Origin of the sequence: Mesoflavibacter zeaxanthinifaciens subsp. sabulilitoris, assembly GCF_014191595.1 — a bacterium.
GTDB lineage: Bacteria > Bacteroidota > Bacteroidia > Flavobacteriales > Flavobacteriaceae > Mesoflavibacter > Mesoflavibacter zeaxanthinifaciens.
The window spans coordinates 100,596-119,082 of record NZ_JACHWV010000006.1 but is presented as its reverse complement, the minus strand read 5'-3'; the positions used below and the strand labels follow the sequence as shown (position 1 = coordinate 119,082).

General features: G+C 29.6%; 20 protein-coding genes. 7 read left to right on the top strand and 13 right to left on the bottom strand.

Annotated features, from left to right (window positions below; translation table 11 throughout):
* The first annotated feature begins 38 nt into the window (after window positions 1–38).
* From FHS04_RS10245 to FHS04_RS10225, 5 genes are all read left to right on the top strand, one after another.
* Entirely contained in the window at window positions 39–767 is a 729-nt protein-coding gene (locus tag FHS04_RS10245; RefSeq protein ID WP_106676601.1) for a hypothetical protein, read from the top strand.
* 118 nt (window positions 768–885) lie between these two features.
* Window positions 886–2,016 carry a hypothetical protein gene (locus tag FHS04_RS10240; protein ID WP_106676599.1) on the top strand — a complete coding sequence of 377 codons (1,131 nt, stop codon included), beginning with the start codon at window positions 886–888 and terminating at the stop codon, window positions 2,014–2,016.
* 43 nt (window positions 2,017–2,059) lie between these two features.
* The gene (locus FHS04_RS10235; protein ID WP_106676597.1) at window positions 2,060–2,635 is read left to right on the top strand and encodes a hypothetical protein; all 576 of its coding nucleotides are present in this window, start codon (window positions 2,060–2,062) and stop codon (window positions 2,633–2,635) included.
* Window positions 2,636–2,726: 91 nt separating this feature from the next.
* A complete protein-coding gene (locus tag FHS04_RS10230; RefSeq protein WP_106676595.1) occupies window positions 2,727–3,155 on the top strand; it encodes a hypothetical protein in 429 nt (142 codons plus the stop codon).
* 67 nt (window positions 3,156–3,222) lie between these two features.
* On the top strand, window positions 3,223–3,537 hold the full coding sequence (locus FHS04_RS10225) for a hypothetical protein (RefSeq protein ID WP_146131286.1): 315 nt from the start codon (window positions 3,223–3,225) through the stop codon (window positions 3,535–3,537).
* Window positions 3,538–3,553: 16 nt separating this feature from the next.
* Here FHS04_RS10225 and FHS04_RS10220 read toward each other — a convergent pair whose 3' ends face one another.
* Window positions 3,554–4,225 (bottom strand): hypothetical protein, encoded by a 672-nt coding sequence (locus FHS04_RS10220; RefSeq protein WP_106676591.1) that lies wholly within the window; start codon window positions 4,223–4,225, stop codon window positions 3,554–3,556.
* Window positions 4,226–4,553: 328 nt separating this feature from the next.
* On the opposite strand from FHS04_RS10220, the gene FHS04_RS10215 reads away from it, so the two are divergent.
* Window positions 4,554–4,724, top strand: coding sequence for a hypothetical protein (locus FHS04_RS10215; RefSeq protein ID WP_181256099.1), 171 nt, complete (start codon window positions 4,554–4,556; stop codon window positions 4,722–4,724).
* 127 nt (window positions 4,725–4,851) lie between these two features.
* Entirely contained in the window at window positions 4,852–5,427 is a 576-nt protein-coding gene (locus tag FHS04_RS10210; RefSeq protein WP_106676589.1) for a CHAP domain-containing protein, read from the top strand.
* A 41-nt stretch (window positions 5,428–5,468) separates the two neighbouring features.
* On the opposite strand, the gene FHS04_RS10205 is transcribed toward FHS04_RS10210, so the two are convergent.
* From FHS04_RS10205 to FHS04_RS10150, 12 genes are all read right to left on the bottom strand, one after another.
* The gene (locus tag FHS04_RS10205; protein ID WP_106676587.1) at window positions 5,469–8,342 is read right to left on the bottom strand and encodes a type I restriction endonuclease subunit R; all 2,874 of its coding nucleotides are present in this window, start codon (window positions 8,340–8,342) and stop codon (window positions 5,469–5,471) included.
* Between the two features lie 3 nt (window positions 8,343–8,345).
* A complete protein-coding gene (locus FHS04_RS10200; protein WP_106676585.1) occupies window positions 8,346–9,437 on the bottom strand; it encodes a DUF4268 domain-containing protein in 1,092 nt (363 codons plus the stop codon).
* 20 nt (window positions 9,438–9,457) lie between these two features.
* Entirely contained in the window at window positions 9,458–11,044 is a 1,587-nt protein-coding gene (locus FHS04_RS10195; protein ID WP_106676583.1) for a hypothetical protein, read from the bottom strand.
* Between the two features lie 11 nt (window positions 11,045–11,055).
* The gene (locus tag FHS04_RS10190) at window positions 11,056–12,291 is read right to left on the bottom strand and encodes a restriction endonuclease subunit S (protein ID WP_106676581.1); all 1,236 of its coding nucleotides are present in this window, start codon (window positions 12,289–12,291) and stop codon (window positions 11,056–11,058) included.
* Window positions 12,291–13,892 (bottom strand): type I restriction-modification system subunit M, encoded by a 1,602-nt coding sequence (locus FHS04_RS10185; protein WP_106676579.1) that lies wholly within the window; start codon window positions 13,890–13,892, stop codon window positions 12,291–12,293. The genes FHS04_RS10190 and FHS04_RS10185 overlap by 1 nt, the downstream gene beginning before the upstream one ends.
* Before the next feature lie 172 nt (window positions 13,893–14,064).
* Window positions 14,065–14,301, bottom strand: a complete 237-nt coding sequence (locus tag FHS04_RS10180; protein WP_106676577.1) for a hypothetical protein — start codon at window positions 14,299–14,301, stop codon at window positions 14,065–14,067.
* 229 nt (window positions 14,302–14,530) lie between these two features.
* Window positions 14,531–14,764, bottom strand: coding sequence for a hypothetical protein (locus FHS04_RS10175; RefSeq protein WP_106676575.1), 234 nt, complete (start codon window positions 14,762–14,764; stop codon window positions 14,531–14,533).
* Window positions 14,764–15,249 (bottom strand): thermonuclease family protein, encoded by a 486-nt coding sequence (locus FHS04_RS10170; RefSeq protein WP_106676573.1) that lies wholly within the window; start codon window positions 15,247–15,249, stop codon window positions 14,764–14,766. The genes FHS04_RS10175 and FHS04_RS10170 overlap by 1 nt, the downstream gene beginning before the upstream one ends.
* A 37-nt stretch (window positions 15,250–15,286) precedes the next feature.
* Window positions 15,287–16,279, bottom strand: a complete 993-nt coding sequence (locus tag FHS04_RS10165; protein ID WP_106676571.1) for a DUF4407 domain-containing protein — start codon at window positions 16,277–16,279, stop codon at window positions 15,287–15,289.
* Window positions 16,272–16,793 carry a hypothetical protein gene (locus FHS04_RS10160; RefSeq protein ID WP_106676569.1) on the bottom strand — a complete coding sequence of 174 codons (522 nt, stop codon included), beginning with the start codon at window positions 16,791–16,793 and terminating at the stop codon, window positions 16,272–16,274. Before FHS04_RS10160 ends, FHS04_RS10165 begins: the two co-directional genes overlap by 8 nt.
* 2 nt (window positions 16,794–16,795) lie before the next feature.
* A complete protein-coding gene (locus FHS04_RS10155; protein WP_219885235.1) occupies window positions 16,796–17,107 on the bottom strand; it encodes an HNH endonuclease in 312 nt (103 codons plus the stop codon).
* 656 nt (window positions 17,108–17,763) lie between these two features.
* Complete coding sequence (locus tag FHS04_RS10150) at window positions 17,764–18,486, bottom strand: hypothetical protein (protein WP_106676567.1); 723 nt, start codon at window positions 18,484–18,486, stop codon at window positions 17,764–17,766.
* Window position 18,487: the final 1 nt, after the last annotated feature.

Genomic DNA, 18,487 nt, shown 5'->3' with positions numbered 1-18,487 from the left:
AAAAACTTATCTATTTATCGTCTTAAACGCTAATTAATATGACAAAAAAGCTAGTTATAATTTTCATTTCAGGATTACTACTTAATTCATGTAAGGACATAGAAAAAACAAATTCTAATGTTCAAATTTCTAATGAAAATAATTGGAGCATTCAAAAATTAAAGGATAGAGCTATTCAACATCTTGACTCTAGTAAATGGGATAAGGAATTGTTTATCCAAGATATTGAAACTTATAATAAATACTCGGATATTTTTAATAGCTATCCTTTAAATAAATCTCCTTTTCCAGTAGATAAATACGATTATGCTGTTTCAAGTATTCCTTTTACCATTGAGAAAGATTCTATAATTTTTAAAGGAGTAAGAATTGGAGAATATGAAAATCCTGAAAGCGAAAAAGTTATCGATAAATTGACATTACTTATCCTCTCAAACGACAAAGACTTGGAAGAAAACACATTAGTTGAATCTAGGAATTATCCTTATTTGACAGCGCAAGGTATATTTAAGGTAACCAACAACGAATATGATTGGGTATTTTTAGCAAGTCCAGATGGCTTTTCTACTTTGCTAATTAACATGAAGCTTTTTGATTTAAGATTTGGAGAAACTATTATTATTTATCCTCAAATGGATAAATCTTTTTTATATGATCAACTAGAAGAATCTCCTAATAATTATGAAGATTTTGAAGATTTCAAAAAAGTAATTCTAAATAATTCTATAATTAAACAACAAATAATTTCAGAAAAAAAAATCAAATAACAATTTTTATACTATTTATTTTAATTGATATTTCTAAATAGAGTATTTAAATTTTTAGAAATTTCAATTTTTAAAACCTAAAAAATCAACAAAAACTCCTTAAACTTAAATTAATCTTATGTTCAAAAAACTACTTATTGTAATCGTATTCTTAACATTCCAAAACACTTTTGCTAATACTAACCCTATTCTAGTAACTGAATCAACAATATCTTTAAATTTTGATGAAACAGAAGAACTTTTTTTCAGTTTTGCAGAGGGAGACATTATAGTTTTTGATTTTGAAATGCTAAAAGGAAAAAACTTAAAAGAAATTGAAGTTTATGAATTACCTAACAACAAAATATTCTCGGAATTTAAAGCAGAAAAATTTTCAAAAAAGCAAATTCACATAAGAAACAAAGGACTGTATAAATTTAAATTTTACAGCTCTTCACTTACAAAAAGAGTTTGTAAAGTGAAAATCTATCGAATTCCAGCAAACGAATCTACAAAGGACTTTAACACAAACTGGAAATGGGAAACAATTCGAGATACTATATACACACCTTATACAGTTGACAGCATTACAGGTTACAATACAATTAAGTACAAAGAAAAAGTTAGAGAACTTGTAAAGACCGAGAGTGTAGAAGACATTTTGTTTAATAAAAGTCAGAGAGTTCACTCTTACTATAACGAAAATAGGAGTTCAACCTTTTTGCGTGTTGATTTACCAAATCCAATTTCAACAGAATTAAAAGAAGAAAAGGTAATAGCTTGGGCTTATTGGATTGGTGTTGGACAGGAAGCTCAACAAGCATATCAAGAAAATGCTAAGAGTGTTGGAAAATTAGCAAACGGAATAACCTCAATGTATGGAACACCTCTTGCAGGTTTAGCAGTCGGCACAATAACCGAACTACTAATACCAAAAACAGGAGAAGATGTATTTTACACTTTTATTCCTGACCACGAAAATGCTGTAAAATTTGTGAATGGAGAACAATATTTACAATTTGACACTGGAAAAGGAATTGCTGCATACGGAAAAAATTCTAACAGAACTCAAGGGACTTTTTATATTGGACTTCATAATGACAACCAATTACAAGGTATTGATGTAGATGTTAAAGTCGTTGCTGTCAAAGAAGTAAAAACCTACGAATTTGTGGAATATGATAGAGAAAAACAAGAACCAATAACAGTAACCTTAAATAAAACCAGAATGAATGTTAAAGAAACAAAAATTAGAGTTCCTGTTGAATAAAATCCCACTTACACATAAAATAAAGTAAAACAAATAATCATTTATGAAAAAAACATTACTACCAGCTTTAATAATTAGCCTTATGACATGCAGTTGTAAAGCACAAGAAAATACACCTAATTTCAAAATTGAAATTGAAAAATGGACAAAAGAACTTATTGCTAATGGAGATGTCGGAAACCCTTGTAGAGAAGATGATGACTGGGAAAAATGGCAAAAAGAAAACCCAAAAGCTTATTTTGGTTTACAAGAAATAGAATCTAGTGAGTCTGATTTTAATTCTGACGGTATAAACGATGGACTTTTTTATTTTCCAGCAGAAAATTGTGTTGGCGGTAATGGTACTGGTTCTGATTTTGGGATGCTAGTTTATTCTAAAGAAAGTCAGTTTTTAACAAATAAACACATAACACAAACTATTGAAGAAGGAATAAAAGCTGAATTAGCAAAAATCAAAATTAATAATATTTATAAAATATATATTAAATATAAAGGACTTGGAAAAACTATAATTGGCGAATATTTTGCTTGGTCTAAAGAAGACGCAAATTGTTGTCCTAGCGGGAATGGTGTATTTGAATACAATCCCATAGAACTAACCACTGAAATTAAAAATTAAATAAACCTTTATATTTAAAATTTTCTGAAGAATATTAAATTCAAAACATTAATTTAGCGTAATTTATACGTTTAATTTACGCTAAATATCTATGTTAGAACCAAAACACTATACATGTAACTATTGCCAACAGGACTTTGTGCCTAAACGACGTCGTGTACAAAAGTACTGTAGTAATTCTTGCAGGTCTTCTGCATATCAATTAAGAAAAGGCATTAAAAATGATTTACTTGTTGCAAATAATAAAAAATCTGTTACTAATAAAAATGATAAAATCACGTTAGCTGGTGTTGGTAATGCAGCTGTTGGTTCAATGGTAGCAGATGGACTTGTAAAGCTTTTTACAAACGAAAAAAACAAACCAGCAACTAAAGGAGATATAGATTTACTTTTGCAAAAATTAGGAGGACGTTATCATTTAGTAAAAAATTTACAACCTAATTCGCAAGGTGCTTTACCCTATTATGATTTGATAGATGGTAATATTGTTTATCTAAATTATAAAACATATGACATTTAGTAATAAAAATTTATACATAAGGATAATCATACTAATAATAGCATTAATTGTAGCTATTTATTGTTTTATGATAAAACTACCTGTACCTTTTAGAAAAGTAGATACAGAATTACATGGTCTATTTTATTTCTCTGCAGCTGCTTTTATCAATATTCTATTCCTAATTAGAACTATTAAAGATCACATTTTAGTTTTAAGTCTATTGTTTTTGTTCAGTGCTTTAGTAGAATTTGCTCAAGAATATTCAAATACATTTTATACAAAAAGAATACATGGCAATTTTGACCCAATAGACTTAAAATTCAACTTACTTGGATTAGTATCTTTTTCAATATTTTGGTTCCTCTTTTATATCAGTTTAAAATCTCAAAATAAGAATTAAATTAGCTTGTAACCTGTTAATTTGGACAAACATATTTATTTATAATATAGTTAGTTATTGGTTTTAATGTTTTACCTGTTAATGGGTGCAACCCTAAACTAGAAAAAAAATTTATTTCCTTATTTTTATTTTTCCCATACCAATATCTAACCGATCCATCTTCATTAAAAAAATCTGAATCACAGTTTAATTCTACTTGTCTAAAATTTTCTATCCTATCACTTTTGTAGATTTTTAACTGATTTAAGTTATATTTCTTAGTATCAAATTTGACCTCAACATAGCGGTCATTTTCCCAAACCATCCATCTATTACTATCTGAATTTAAGAATACTACACCTACGATAAATAAAATTGCTAATACTCCTCCAATAATAAGAGTTTTAGAGTTTTTATTAGTTGTGTTAGATGTTAATTTAAAATCGCCATTATTGTGACTCCTATAATAGTCATGATAATTATCAAAGCCTAAATACTTACTTAGACCATTCGCTACAAATAGTTTTAAATTTATGCTATCTCCTTCGACTGCTTTGTTGTGTTTATTTCTTAACGATTTTTCTCCATAAACTGTATTAGTATTTTCCTGAATATAATCTGATAAGAATTTTGAAATATTAGTTTTTACAGTTATACCTTCTTTACTCTTGACTTTTTCAAAAGCATCTAATATTAATTGGCTATACATTTTATATGGTTTATTTTTTTGATTATTAGCGAATTATAATTTAGGAAATTAATTTCCAAGACATTTCCATGTCTTTTCCATGCTTTTTCCATAACAAAAAAAAGAATAGTACTTCTTTTGAAATGAAAATAGAATTGATCCCAATTTAAATATTTCGAAATATATCAATTCTCTTATTGTAATACAAAGTAAAGCGATTGTTTCCACGGGAAAAAGCAACACTTTTCTTCTGTATTAATGCTTTCCCGACATCATACGCCTTGGCGTAAAATTTAAAAATCCGAATTCATCGGACAGGAACCTTATTGTCAAATTTTAACACATTAAAATGGAAAAAACATTAAAATCAATCGCTTTATTATCAATGATAATTTTTTTAAATTCTTGTACACCAACAAGTTTAAAAGAAGAGTATAAAGAATTAAACCAAATGGAAAATTGTTGCGGAGAAGATGGAGACATACCACCTCCACCTCCGCCACCACCAACAGAAGATTAAATTCTATAAAAACAGAGATAAATATCTATCTCTGTTTTTTTTAACTGAATCTCAATTTGATTACGGAATACCTTACAACTAATCCATCATATTTAGGTAATTTTAGTTATTAAATAAATCATTCACCATGAGAATTTTTTTTCTAATAATTTCATTTATAAACTTTAGTATTGTAACCAGTTGCGATCAAATTATAAACAGTAATAATTATAGTCCTGGAAGCAAATTAGATAGTTTAAATGGTGTTTATGTCTATTTCAATGGATCAATGAGGAATGTATCTGGTCGTAATACAACTCCAGATGGTTATAATCTTGGTTTAAAATACCAATGTGTAGAATTTGTAAAACGATATTATTATAAACATTACAATCACAAGATGCCAAATACTTGGGGACACGCTAAAGACTTTTACAAACAAGGTGTTGCTGATGGAAAAATAAATATTGATCGTAATTTAATACAATTTTCAAACCCAAGTAAAACCAAACCAAAAGTTGGTGATTTAGTTGTCTTTAAAGGTTCTGCTTTTAATTCTTTTGGTCATGTTTCTATTATCTCATTAGTCAAGAGTAATAAAATAGAAGTCATACAACAAAACGTTGGTACTCGATCTAGAGAAAAATTTAGACTTAAACACAACAATAATAAATGGTATATTGATAATGACAGAATAGTTGGTTGGCTGAGAATGAAAGGCTAAATTTTACTTTACAACTAAAACATTTTATAGTTGTAAAAAAATTACCCAGTCATCCCTTCTAAAAAGACCTGAACAAACTCCTTCATTTTTAAAATAATGCGTTCGCCTATCTCTCTTGCTTTTAAAATGCTTGGTCTGTTATCCAAACATTTAAAAACCTCATCTCGTATAGGTTCTTGACCGCTATATACATAGCTATCTATTAATGCGTTAAATTGTAGTTGATCTAATCCTTCCTCTTCACATAGTTTTGATAATGCTATGACTTTTTCTTGTTGCCAGAACTTTTCAAACTCGTCTGGTATATCATCAGGATTTTCAATATGTGGTAAGTTTTCCTCAATAAACTTCTCTATAAGTTCTCGTTTGCTACGTAACTCTACTTCGCCACCAAGCAAATCGATAATTGCTTTTTTCTGTGCTTTTACTTCTGATGGTTTTGACTCTTTTAACTTAGCCAATAGTTGTAAAATATAGGCGACATTAATTTCATCACGATGTATTAATTCCAACTCAAAATCAATATCATCAAGAATAGACGTTTTATGTTTTTGTCTATCCATTTTCACTTTATCGTACAGATCGAGATATTTGGATTTGTAACTATCAAAAGTTTGCTCGTCAATACCCAAATCATCCCAATCAAAATCTACATATGACTCTAACACGTTTTTAGCACGTAACAAGCGTCTAAATGCTGTAACAAATTCTAGTTCTTGGTTTTCATCACGCAAATCGTCAACACTTTGATAGGTTGGTGTAATTTGGAATAGATTTTTTAAGGCTTCATCAAATTTTGAAGCGATAGACTCATAAGGTGGTAAAATAATCTCTTCTTTGGCTTCTTTATTAGAAAACAACGTGATGGCTTCATCTGTTGCTCCTTTTAAATTCCTAAAGCAAATGATGTTTCCTTGCGATTTTTGTTCACCTAAAATTCGGTTGGTTCTAGAAAAAGCTTGTATTAAACCATGATACTTTAGATTTTTATCGACATAAAGCGTATTGACTTTTTTTGCATCAAAACCAGTCAACATCATATTCACCACAATAACAATATCTAATCGGTCTTTGTCTTTAAAAGTGATTTTCTCTCGTTCCTTTAAACGCTTACTAATATCTTTAAAATAGTTCTCGAACTGTTTACTGTCTTTGGTAGAAAAACTAGTATTGTACATACTGTTATAATCAGCAATATATTCGTCTAACTTTTCTCTAGTATGTTTACCATACACTGCACTTGGTTCTGCAGCTGCATCATATTCATCTTCTGTATCTGGTAAATAATCCTGTGCTGTTTTACTGTCTTCATTCGCACCATAAGAAAATATAGTTGCAATACGCAAGTTATGTTCTCCTGCTTCTTTTTTGCGTTTAAATATGTCGTAGTATTTTATTAAAACATCAATACTACTTACTGCAAACAATGCAGAATAGGCTTTATTAAAGGTTTTAGAACTATGATAGTTAATGATGTAATCGGCTATCTTTTCTAAACGTTTTTCATCTTGAAATACTTCTGCCTTGTCAATATCTTCTACTTCAATATCGATAAACGTATTGCTTTTTTGCTTGTATTTACCAATGTATTCTATACCAAACTTTAATACGTTACCATCTTTAATAGCATCTGTTATCACGTATTTGTGTAAACATTTGCCAAATAAGTCTTTTGTAGTGCGTTTACCTAAATCATTTTTTGCAGCATTATCTGCAAAAATGGGTGTTCCTGTAAACCCAAATAACTGACTGTTTGTAAAATAGTTGGTAATAAGCTCGTGCGTTTTACCAAATTGACTTCGGTGACACTCATCAAAAATGATAACAATACGCTGGTTTTTTAACACAGATAATTGGTTTTCGTAAAGTGTTTTTGATATAGCGTTGTTTAACTTTTGTATAGTGGTTAAAACCAATTTAGAATCGTCTGTAAGTTGTTTTACTAGACTACTGGTATTATTTGTAACATCTACACTATCTTTTTTAAAGCTGTTAAACTCTTTCATGGTTTGGTAGTCTAGATCTTTACGGTCTACTACAAACAACACTTTATCTACCTGTGGTAAATCCATTAAAATCTGACTCGCTTTAAACGAGGTTAAGGTTTTACCACTACCTGTTGTGTGCCATACATAACCGTTATCATTACTTGTTTTGACTTGCTCTACCAATTGTTCTACCGCAAAGAATTGATACGGACGTAACACCATAAGTATTTTATGGGTTTCGTTACGTACTATGTACTTAGCAATCATTTTACCCAAATGATCGGGATTTAAAAACGAAGCAGCAAAATCTGTAAGCTCTGTAATGTTTTTGTTATTTACATCGCTCCAAAAGAAGGTTTGTTTTACCGATTGTAACTCGTTATTGGCTAAATATTTAGTATTTACACCATTACTAATTACAAATAATTGCACGTATTGAAACAACCCATTGTTACTCCAAAACGTGTGTTTTTGGTAGCGATTTATTTGATTAAACGCTTCTTTAATTTCTAAACCACGACGTTTTAACTCTATTTGTACCAGCGGTAGACCGTTTACTAAAAGCGTAACATCATAACGGTTTTTATAAACACCTTCTTGGGTGATTTGATGAGTGACTTGAAATAGATTTTTAGACCAATCTTCGCTATTAAAAAACTGAATATAAGTAGGCTCACCAGCATCGTTAGTAAACTGAAACCTGCCTCGTAAAGTTTTAGCTTTGTCAAACACATTACCTTTTGCTAGATGGTTTAAAACAGTCTCAAACTCTTTATCACTAATTACTAGATTATTAAATCGTTGTAACTGTTGTTTTAAGTTAGCTAACAACGCATTACTATCAGTTATTTTTACAGACTCGTAACCTAATCCAACCAATTGGGTTATTAAGTTTTGTTCTAATATAGCTTCAGATTGTGTGCTCATTTTTTATTTATTCGATATTAAATCAGAAAATATTGTTTTAAAACTAATAGTTTTTTCTGTCATCCAATCAAGAGCTTTTACCCAGTTAGTTTTATCTTGAAGTTCAAATGTTTTATACAAAACTATAATTTTATCACTGTTGCCTGGGTTTGGATCCCATAATATTGATTCTCCTATATAGTTTTCAATTAAACTTTTATTTTCAATAAAGTACGGTAGCCATTCTTCTACTTGACGGCTAGAAATGTATACTCTAACACCAAGCTCTCCTTTACTTACATTAAATATATTTGATAGAGTTATTCCAGATTTCCCTAACGCCACATTAAACCAATACCTAGGTTTTGGTGTTTGCACACTTTGTATACTATTATTTTCTAAGAGTTTATCTTTGAACATTCTCCAAAACTCCAATTGTGTTTTTTTAGTCTCGGATAATCCTTTACTTTTTTCTAAATCTTCTCGTTTTTTCTCTTGTGCATCAATCATAAATTCCTCAGTTTCTGGAAGAGGAATAATTTGTTCTATTTGTAAAAATATTTCTTCATTTTGTGAAAAAGGAGTAGCTCTAAAACATTGGACTTGAATATCATGATCAAGCAGCCACAATACAGTAGATGTTACTTCTTTACGATAATGGTTAGCGACAAAAATAATACGTTGATCTCCCGAATTTAAATAAAGTTCTTCTACCGTCAACTCTAAAAAACTATAAATAAGTTCTTCGGCTGACTCTTCAATATTACTTTTACTTAAATAATCTTGAAAAATATCTAATATTTGCTTGGTTGTTAGTGTAGAGCAATATGAAGCATATTTTAGTGCTTGCCAAGTAACATCTTTACCTGTATCGTCCAATTTATTTTCGATAATAACTAAATTTCCTTCTTTATCTAATGCAAGTAAATCTAACCGCTCATTAGTATCGTTAAATCCAGAAAACTCTTTTTGTATAATCAGGAAATCTTCACCTAAAACATCTGGGTTTTTAGCAATCCATTCTTGTAAATGATCACGTTCTCTAAATCCTAAATCTTTAAATAAGCGTTCATCTAATTTTTCAATATTGTTTTGTTCTCTATTTATTCTGTACATAGAATCTGATTGATTAAATTTTATTTCCCAAACCTTCTAAAAGCGGCAATGAATTGATAATATAAATAGCCAACTGCAATTCTAGAGAAAAAACTTACCGCATATGTATAACTCGTAACTTCTCCTTCTGGCGCTAATGAGGATACTTTATGAGCAGGGTTGGCAATAACAAAAATATATTTGAATGTATCTTTGAATATAGTCCATACTTCATCCCAACTATTTACAGTTAGATAATAAGAATCGAAGGACAAAACATTTAACCAATGAAACAAGCATAAAGAAGCAAAAATTGCCCAAAAAGCATTTCTTACTGATACTCCATGAAAATTAGAAATCTTATTTAGCCATAATATCGAAGTACTATTCCAAAATTCTGATTTCCTCGCATTACCAGATGTTATCTTGTTCAAAAAGTCATGAGCTACTGCCTTCATTTTTTGAGCTTCAAAAACATTACCTCTTTTTTCAAATGCTTGTTTAAGTTCAAGGAATAGCTCATACATATCTCTATTATATGCTTCTTTATCTGATTTTTTGTCTGGATAATGAATATTTTCAACAGATGATAGACTAATCTCGAGTAGTTCTTTAGTTGTTGGAAAAATAGTAGATGAAAATTTAGTGTTTATAAATGAGGCCCTGTAAAAAACAATAAAATACTGGTTTAGTTTAACAGAATTAAACCATGTGTTATCTAAATTTGAATTGTGAACCTCAAATTTTCCTTTTGATAAGCCTCTTGTTTGAATATTATAGAGGGTAAAATCTCCTTTCGGTGAAAAATTTCTCATGTATATATTATCGACCTTACAAGTATCAACAATTATTTCTCCTTCTGGTTTACCTTCAAATTGTATTGAATTAAGAAGCAGTTTAGTGATTTTAGTTTTTTGATGTGCTTTACCAACATTATATTTAAGGCTAATAGTTAAATAAAGTTTTAATTTTTCTTCTTTAGTTAATAGTTTTTTTTGCTTGTATTCCTCTGTTTGAGCAATTTTATCTGTAAATACGTTGTTATCGTCTATTTGAAGTTCGTTCCTTTTTTCTTTATCGAATTCGTTCCCATAAAAATTAACATCAATGACATCTACAATATTAAATCTTGTCTTAATTGATAAAATGTCATCAAAAGAATTGAAACGGGTAGTCGACACAAGTTTTTCCCACTGCAGATAGAAAATATTTTCTTCTGTATATGAAATGTGACACTTTTTGAGATTTTCTAAAGTAAAAGAACCAAAGCAATTATTAAATTGTATGCTTGCTAATGGAACATCTCTAGCGACAAAACTATCTAAAATACTACTACCAAAATATAGACTAACATTTTTAGATTCTAAAGCGAACGGACTGAAGTTATCAATAAAACAATAATGAAAAGAAATTAATATATCATGATCTACGCCTTCATCAACATTGATAGAAACTTCACTATTAAAAACTACATGTTTGAATGCAATTACAGATCGGTTCTTATGTATTTTTCGTAATCTTTTTGCTTCTTCAAATGTTTCTTTTTTTATTATAAGTTTAACAGGATTATTGTAAACTTTTTCCTTAACATCTTCTTCATTATAATTAAAAATATCAATCTCAATCATACTCTAATATTTTAAACAAACATTTGCTGCAACAAGCCTTTTTTAAATTGTTGTGTGGCTTCTATTTGTTGGGTATCGGTGTCTATTTTGGTATCTATAGCGTTTAAATAGCTGGCGATTTTTTGTTGCTCTTCGGTTGATGGGAAATTAATCTTCATCTTTTTGAACATTGGAAGCCTTAAAGACTTGACAGTTGAACCAACTGATTGAGACAACAAGTAATTAGGGTGTTGAGCTAAATGATAATAAATGAATTTTCCTAGACAATTTTCAAATTTCATAATTGCATATGTTCTCTGATGTAGGTCAAACTTTCCGATAAAATATTTTGGAATAAAATTCTGTCCTTCTCCGGGAACAATTACAGCCTCATCATCAAATAAATAAATACTACTTGTTCTAATATCTTCTGACCTGTCAAAGAATGTGTATTCGCCATCCAATGACGAATCAACTCTATTGGAACTTCCTGTGGTAATGTAACTTACATCTCCCAACCTCTTCTCTTCCCAATCCGGGTAATCACTACCATCATCTTGTTTAAAGCGTAGTTGTTGGCTAAACAGTTGTTGCATGACGCCTTTTTTGTACTGTTCTAACAACTCTTTTTTTTGTTTGAGTTGCTGTAGTTTGCTATCTACTGCGGTTAAAAATTGGGCTATTTTTTGTTGTTCTGGTAGGGATGGGATTAAAAATTTCATTTTCTCTAATTCCCTTTGTGACATAGTTGGTATCGCTCCACCAACTACAATGCTCTCTACTTGCTTTTTAATTGTTGTCGAAATGACAATAAAGCTCAAAAACACATTAGACACAGTTATATTTTTAAGAACAACAATTTGAGGATTTATTGTGGCAGGTTCATTTAAATTTTGAACAAAAGCAGTTTTGCCATATGTAGAACCAGTCTTAACAAATAATATATCACCATTGAATATCATAATTTCAGGCGATTCTTTATATTTTTCCCAAGAAATATAAGTTGCTTTTTCAATATTAATTCTGTTATCTATAAAATTGGATGGGCTTAATGTAATTGCTCCATTACCCTTTTCAACAATATCATTTACGGTATAACCTCTATAACCTATTCTTCCCTTGATATTTGAAACTTTGCCTATTGTAGACTCTTCCCATTCCCCTTCAAATTCCTTAAAACGCAATTGTGGCACCAGTCTTTTAGGTACTTTTGAAGTAACGTTTTCGTGACTCGCCATGACCTTGGTTATATTATTATGTATTGCCATTAAAACGGTGTGTTTATTCCTAATTCTTTACAAAAGCCTGATAAAACGTCATCGGTTGTTTCCATCTCTTTTTCTAGCTGTTGTAATTGCTGTGATACGGCTTGTAGGTCTACAGGTTCTTCTTCTTCAAAGGTGTCTACATAGCGTGGTATATTTAGGTTGTAATCGTTCTCTTTTACCTCGTCTAGACTGGCCATATAGCTATATTTGTCTTGTGTGGCTTGAGATCCTGAATCAAGTTCAGGATGACAATAAGTTCTATATGTTGAAACTATTTTATCTATATGTTCTGGTAGTAGTACATTCTGGGTTTTTACTTTTTCAAAATGGTTACTGGCATCTATAAACAGGATGTTGTTACTGCGTGCGCTGGTGTTGCGGTCTTTTTTAAGCACCAAAATACAAGTTGGTATACCAGTACCGTAAAAAATATTAGCTGGTAAACCTATTACGGCATCTAGCTGGTTGGTGTCTGCTATAAGGTACTTGCGTATGTGACCTTCGGCAGCACCACGAAACAAAACGCCGTGTGGTAATACGCACGCCATAGTCCCATTTGTATCTAACTGGTAAATCATGTGCTGTACAAAAGCAAAGTCGGCTTTACTTTTAGGTGCCATTTTTCCGTATGGTGAAAAACGCTCGTCGCTTATAATAGCATCTGGATTCCATTTTGCAGAAAACGGTGGATTTGCCACTATGGCTTCAAACTTAAGTTCGCTGTGTACTGGCGATGGGTTGACTAGCGTATCTTCGTTATAAATATCAAAACGTTTGTAATGCACGTCGTGCATAATCATGTTCATACGTGCCAAGTTGTACGTGGTTGGATTACTTTCTTGCCCGTAAAAGGCGCCAACCTCGTTCACTTCTTTTGCCACACGCAGTAATAAGGAACCAGATCCACAGGTTGGGTCGTACACGCTTTTAAGTCGGTCTTTGTCTGTAGTGACTAACTGCGCTAGTATTTTAGATACTTGTTGCGGTGTATAAAATTCGCCTGCCTTTTTACCTGCGCCACTTGCAAATTGCCCAATAAGATACTCGTAAGCATCACCTAGAATGTCGCTTTCGGCATTTTCTACATCAAAGTTAATGGCTTCTAAACGGTTAAGTATTTTTACGATAAGCTCGTTTTTGGCTTCTTCGGTCTTCCCTAGTTTGCTACTAGTAAGGTCTAAATCTTCAAAAAGGTTACCAAAATCGTCTTCGCTCTCGCTACCCATAGTGCTTTGCTCTATGCTAGTGAGTACTTTTTGTAAATCTTCTAGTATAAATTTATTGACACCACCAGAATTACCTCGTTGTGCCAACTCGCTAAACAGTTCGGTTGGTTTCAAGAAATAGCCTAAAGCGTCTAACGCATCGGTACGCAAGGCATCTATTAGTGCTTCTTCTTGCTCATGACCCATTACTTGGTCGTAAGTTAAGCCATCTGGTGCTAGTGCTTTGTTAGCATGCAACGTCATTTTACGGCTTAAGTATTTGTAAAAAATAAAGCCTAGTATGTAGTCTCTAAAATCGTCTGCATCCATATTACCACGTAGGTCGTTGGCGATGTTCCAGAGTGTTTGGTGTAGTTGTTGTTGGTTTTCGGACATTTATAAATGTGTCTTTTAATGTAATTTGAAATTATTTTTAATTAAGCAAAATCATTGCTTACCAAATGCCTATTATGGGCTTAAACAAATAAAGCGGCTCGTATTTGAGTCGCTATTAATTATGGGATATTAAAGGTAAGAAAATCTGTAAATAATAAAAACATAATTAGAATTATAAAAAAAATTTTCCAGCACCAAATATGAATATTAATATTCCAAATATAATTGGTATTGCCACCAACCACCAAACTAACATTGAGGTATTACTTCTAATTCTTTCAAGCTTATCTAATTGTAGTTGATGAGTATAAAGCAATTCTTTTAAAGTATCATGATCATCAAAATCACTATAAGTTTTAATAAACTTTGCACGTTTGGAAGTAAGTTTTATATGTTCGTTTATTTTCATATTTAAATTGATTAAATGCTTTCTGCAAAATAAGAAGTTGAATTGAATTTTACTTACGGAAAACCGTAGGATGTGTAATACAAATCAGATATTAACTTGTTGTTTTAATTTACAAAGTTTAAGTTTTAAATATATTGCTGTTAAAGGTAAAACTACCAACAAAAAAGGATAAAGCACACAAAAGAAAAAGAAATTTACTTCGTGTCACAATGAAATCAATGAGCTAAATTTAATCTTCCCAACCACATATTTTACGACCTTTATTTTTAGCTTTAGATAAACTAACCTCTGAAATAGTACTCTTACAATTTGAAAGTCCTCTACAAGATTTATTGTAATGATATTTCTTACTATAATTTCCGTTACATATATAAACCGACTTTTCATCAGAAGTATGCTCTAACTGTATAGGATATGCAACTAATGCTAATAATATGACTATTTTGGTTAGGATAAACTTCATTATTTTTTTCTTTTCTTCTTGTTACTTCTCCAATCCCAAGGTGCTATTGCATGTGGATCTAACCAAAGCCCCTTTTTGTTGCTCTTTGCTATTTCTTCTAATTTTTGTAAAGTTTTATCATTAGAATATTTTACATAGTGCCAAGCAAATCCTGCTTTTAATAATTCTTTACTTAAATTTTTATTGTCGTAATATACATAAGCAATAGATCTTCCGTAACGGTCTTTTTTAAACTCTTCTACTTTAACATACTTATCAAATATAGCATCTGAAGTAAATTGTTTTGCCTTCTTAGAGAATGGTTGTTTACGCTCAGGACAATCAATATTAGCAACTCTAACCCTAATTAAAGTAGAATCTTTTGTAAGTAGTTTAAAGGTATCTCCATCTGTAATAGCTACAACTTTGCCTGTAATTGTTGATTGACTATAGACTGAAAATAAAAATAATAAAGTAATTAAATTTAGAAACTCACCTTTACGCATATAACCATATTCATTTATAATTAAAAGTATAAACTAATTATTTGACTAATGAATCTATAGCCTTAATTCTCATTGCTTTTTGATGTTCTATTGTTTTATCATAATCATTTTCTTTATCTCCGTATTTAGACATTAAAACAAATAACTCTATTGCTAAAAAAAACACAAACCACAATCCCCATACTCCTAAAGAAACTGCTGATGAAGTAATAATTTCAAACATAACTTCAATTTCATCTAAAAACCCTTTTTTAGCTAATAAATCTTTACTTAAAGTAGTTCTTATATCAATTAATTGCTGAGATAACTCTAATCTATTATTTCTTAATTTTTCAATTTGATCGTCAATAGTTGGCAAAAATTCAGCCTTAGGGTTTGATATAGAAGAAGTTGTATAAGTACGCTCTACTAATGTTGTATCTTTAAATACAGTAACTGCTTCTCCATCAATAATTTCTATTTTCTTTATTTTAGTAGGTGTTTTCTTTACTGAATTTGTTGGCATTTTAATAGTTGGTCTAAGTGTTATTTCTTCTATAAGCTGTAACCTTTCTTCTTCTTTAGAATTTATAACACTATCCAATTGAATAATCTGCTTATTAATCTCATTTGTTCGCTGTGGAAGAATTAAACTAACCTCTTTATCAACAGTAAAAATTTTATGCTTTTCTAAATCATCTTTAAACAAAATTTGATCTATTATCACAGATCCTAAAACCGCCATTATTAATCCAATCATTACTCTAAATATTGCAGACCACTTATTTTTACTGCCTAAAATAATTTGTCGTTCTACTTGAATTATTACAACAACCATTACAATAGCTGAGATAAATGCACCAACATTATCTAATTTTAAATACTCTCTAGAAAAAAGAAAACCAATTAAAGCCCAAAGAACTATTATTATTAATAAAGCTGCCGTATATTTTTTTACAGACTTCTTACTAGCTTCACTACACGATTTAACTAAAGAATAATTATAACCACATAAAAAACAACCGAATCTTAACCACCAATTTTTAAACATTTCTTTCAAGTATTTCGTCTGACATAGCTGCTAATCCTCTTGAAAAACCACGTTTATAAGACAAACTTATTCTTTCAACCAAACCATTACCTTCCTTAAAATCACTTTCAATTTCAGTAAGTTCTTTTATAGCTTCATTAACTTTTTCTAATTGAGACTCTAATAATTTCACGGTATCAATCAATCCTGCGTTTCTTCTTGAATCTATATGAAATTGTAAGTCTTTTATATAATCTTCATAAGATCGAAAGGCTCTCTTTATTAAAATTTCTAAATCATATTTTAATAATTTAAGGTTATCTACACTATAAGAAATATCTGGATTTATTATAGCATCATCATAACCTTTATTTTCAAAGTCTGTTGCAGCATACAAATAAATTTTGTCTAAATCGATTACAGATTTTTTATCTACTTGTATTTGTTCATCAGTTTCTTCTTCTATAAATAACTCTTTAGAAGGTGTAGTTGGTATTTTATTATCCTTTCTATTAAATAAACTAAATAATCCCATAATTAAATATATTTGATTGGTACTTTAAATTTTTGATGTCCTTTTTTGTGACATGAGCCACAAAAAGTTATCAATAAATGATCCTCATATTCCCATGGTTTTTTAAATTGTCTTAACCTTTTTATAAAGTGATACTGTCTATGATGAACTTCTAATTCAGAATTTACACCACAAGATCTACATAAGTTATTATCTCTTTTAATAATATTTGTACGTTTATCTCTCCAGCGTTTATCAAAAAGCAATTTACCATAAGAACCATGCTGACCTTGCAATAACTCTAAATTCTTTTTTTTTTGAATTTTATATTTCAAAACTCATAATTTTATTAAAAAGTTAATTTAATCCCATCATATATATTTCTCAACTTATTCGCCTTACAAAATTTAAAATTGATAAACTTCAAAAACCAATAAAACATTATTAAATTTTACTTATGATAATTGTGTTTTGAAAGACATATAGATATTAGTATTTTCTCACTACTTAATTAACTAAAAGCGACAAACAAACTTAAAAACTTTAAAAATTTAAACTTTACGGATAACCGTAAGAATTAATTTTTTATAAAAAAGTTTATTTAATTATTTGGATATTATTTTATTAGAATAACCCTATTTAAATAATAATTATCTATTTGACATCATGAGTAGCTAATGAAGAAGAAGTTTTAAAAAAACTAGGATACAACAAGGAATCAATAACGGATCAACAATGGATCAACAATGGATCAACAAAAATCAACAACAAATCAACAACAAATCAACAGAAAAACAACACTAAAACAACACTAAAACAACCTAAAACCAACATAGCAAACAACTATTATCAACAAAGCAAACAACATATACCAACCTTAAATTCCAACATCAAAACAACGTTAGAAGATAAAAAACAACCCAAAAAACATTAAATTCACGTTTCAACCAACGCTGCCAACACAACCAACATTAATTAAGTATTTTTAATGCTAAACTTTTAATTTAAAAACACGCTCTAGTATATAATTCTCAGCTTCTTGGTTTGCTTGCTCTTTAATAGCTTTTAATTTTTCTTTCTTTAATTCCACTTTTGATTTTTTTTCAACTTTAGTTTCAACTGTTTCTTGTTTTAGTTTTTTATCTAAGTTCTCAATATCAAAATCTTTGATTTTAGAATTTGGAAAAGTATCTTTTATATTATTTAATGTGTTTTTATTTAACCAAGAATTGTTATTAAGCGGTGGAAAATTATGTGGCCTAAATTTAGCATCAAATTCTTCCTTATGTTTTATCAGAAAATGATACTGATTTATAAATGATGACTTTATATTACTTTCTGCTTCTGGAATATCTATGAAAATATTTTTAGAAAAATATTCGGCTAAAAAAATAGCACCATTCATTGACTCTACATATTTATCTAATATATAATTAAAGTTATCCTTGTTATGTTCTAGTTTTAAATTATTTAAATAAAAAATGTTTTGATTCAATAGAGATGATTTTCCTAATAAATTAAAAACCTCCCTTACAGTAGGTTTTATATCATATCCATCTTTATCAATTATAAAAGGTTTATTAACTAATTTCAATAATTGTTCATCTTCAGCTTTATCTATAAAGTTTAGAAAACGCTGCGGTAAATAAATAATTGAAACATAGATTAAACCAATATTCAATTTTGTTGTTATTTCACTTAAATTTTGACCCATT

Excerpts from the sequence above, each read along its gene's own strand:
- FHS04_RS10150 (WP_106676567.1), bottom strand. The coding sequence starts at position 18,486 with ATGGGTCAAAATTTAAGTGAAATAACAACAAAATTGAATATTGGTTTA.
- FHS04_RS10240 (WP_106676599.1), top strand. The coding sequence starts at position 886 with ATGTTCAAAAAACTACTTATTGTAATCGTATTCTTAACATTCCAAAAC.
- FHS04_RS10220 (WP_106676591.1), bottom strand. The coding sequence starts at position 4,225 with ATGTATAGCCAATTAATATTAGATGCTTTTGAAAAAGTCAAGAGTAAA.
- FHS04_RS10180 (WP_106676577.1), bottom strand. The coding sequence starts at position 14,301 with ATGAAAATAAACGAACATATAAAACTTACTTCCAAACGTGCAAAGTTT.
- FHS04_RS10245 (WP_106676601.1), top strand. The coding sequence starts at position 39 with ATGACAAAAAAGCTAGTTATAATTTTCATTTCAGGATTACTACTTAAT.
- FHS04_RS10185 (WP_106676579.1), bottom strand. The coding sequence starts at position 13,892 with ATGTCCGAAAACCAACAACAACTACACCAAACACTCTGGAACATCGCC.
- FHS04_RS10205 (WP_106676587.1), bottom strand. The coding sequence starts at position 8,342 with ATGAGCACACAATCTGAAGCTATATTAGAACAAAACTTAATAACCCAA.
- FHS04_RS10175 (WP_106676575.1), bottom strand. The coding sequence starts at position 14,764 with ATGAAGTTTATCCTAACCAAAATAGTCATATTATTAGCATTAGTTGCA.
- FHS04_RS10230 (WP_106676595.1), top strand. The coding sequence starts at position 2,727 with ATGTTAGAACCAAAACACTATACATGTAACTATTGCCAACAGGACTTT.
- FHS04_RS10235 (WP_106676597.1), top strand. The coding sequence starts at position 2,060 with ATGAAAAAAACATTACTACCAGCTTTAATAATTAGCCTTATGACATGC.
- FHS04_RS10190 (WP_106676581.1), bottom strand. The coding sequence starts at position 12,291 with ATGGCAATACATAATAATATAACCAAGGTCATGGCGAGTCACGAAAAC.
- FHS04_RS10170 (WP_106676573.1), bottom strand. The coding sequence starts at position 15,249 with ATGCGTAAAGGTGAGTTTCTAAATTTAATTACTTTATTATTTTTATTT.
- FHS04_RS10200 (WP_106676585.1), bottom strand. The coding sequence starts at position 9,437 with ATGTACAGAATAAATAGAGAACAAAACAATATTGAAAAATTAGATGAA.
- FHS04_RS10225 (WP_146131286.1), top strand. The coding sequence starts at position 3,223 with ATGATAAAACTACCTGTACCTTTTAGAAAAGTAGATACAGAATTACAT.
- FHS04_RS10165 (WP_106676571.1), bottom strand. The coding sequence starts at position 16,279 with ATGTTTAAAAATTGGTGGTTAAGATTCGGTTGTTTTTTATGTGGTTAT.
- FHS04_RS10160 (WP_106676569.1), bottom strand. The coding sequence starts at position 16,793 with ATGGGATTATTTAGTTTATTTAATAGAAAGGATAATAAAATACCAACT.
- FHS04_RS10195 (WP_106676583.1), bottom strand. The coding sequence starts at position 11,044 with ATGATTGAGATTGATATTTTTAATTATAATGAAGAAGATGTTAAGGAA.
- FHS04_RS10215 (WP_181256099.1), top strand. The coding sequence starts at position 4,554 with ATGGAAAAAACATTAAAATCAATCGCTTTATTATCAATGATAATTTTT.
- FHS04_RS10210 (WP_106676589.1), top strand. The coding sequence starts at position 4,852 with ATGAGAATTTTTTTTCTAATAATTTCATTTATAAACTTTAGTATTGTA.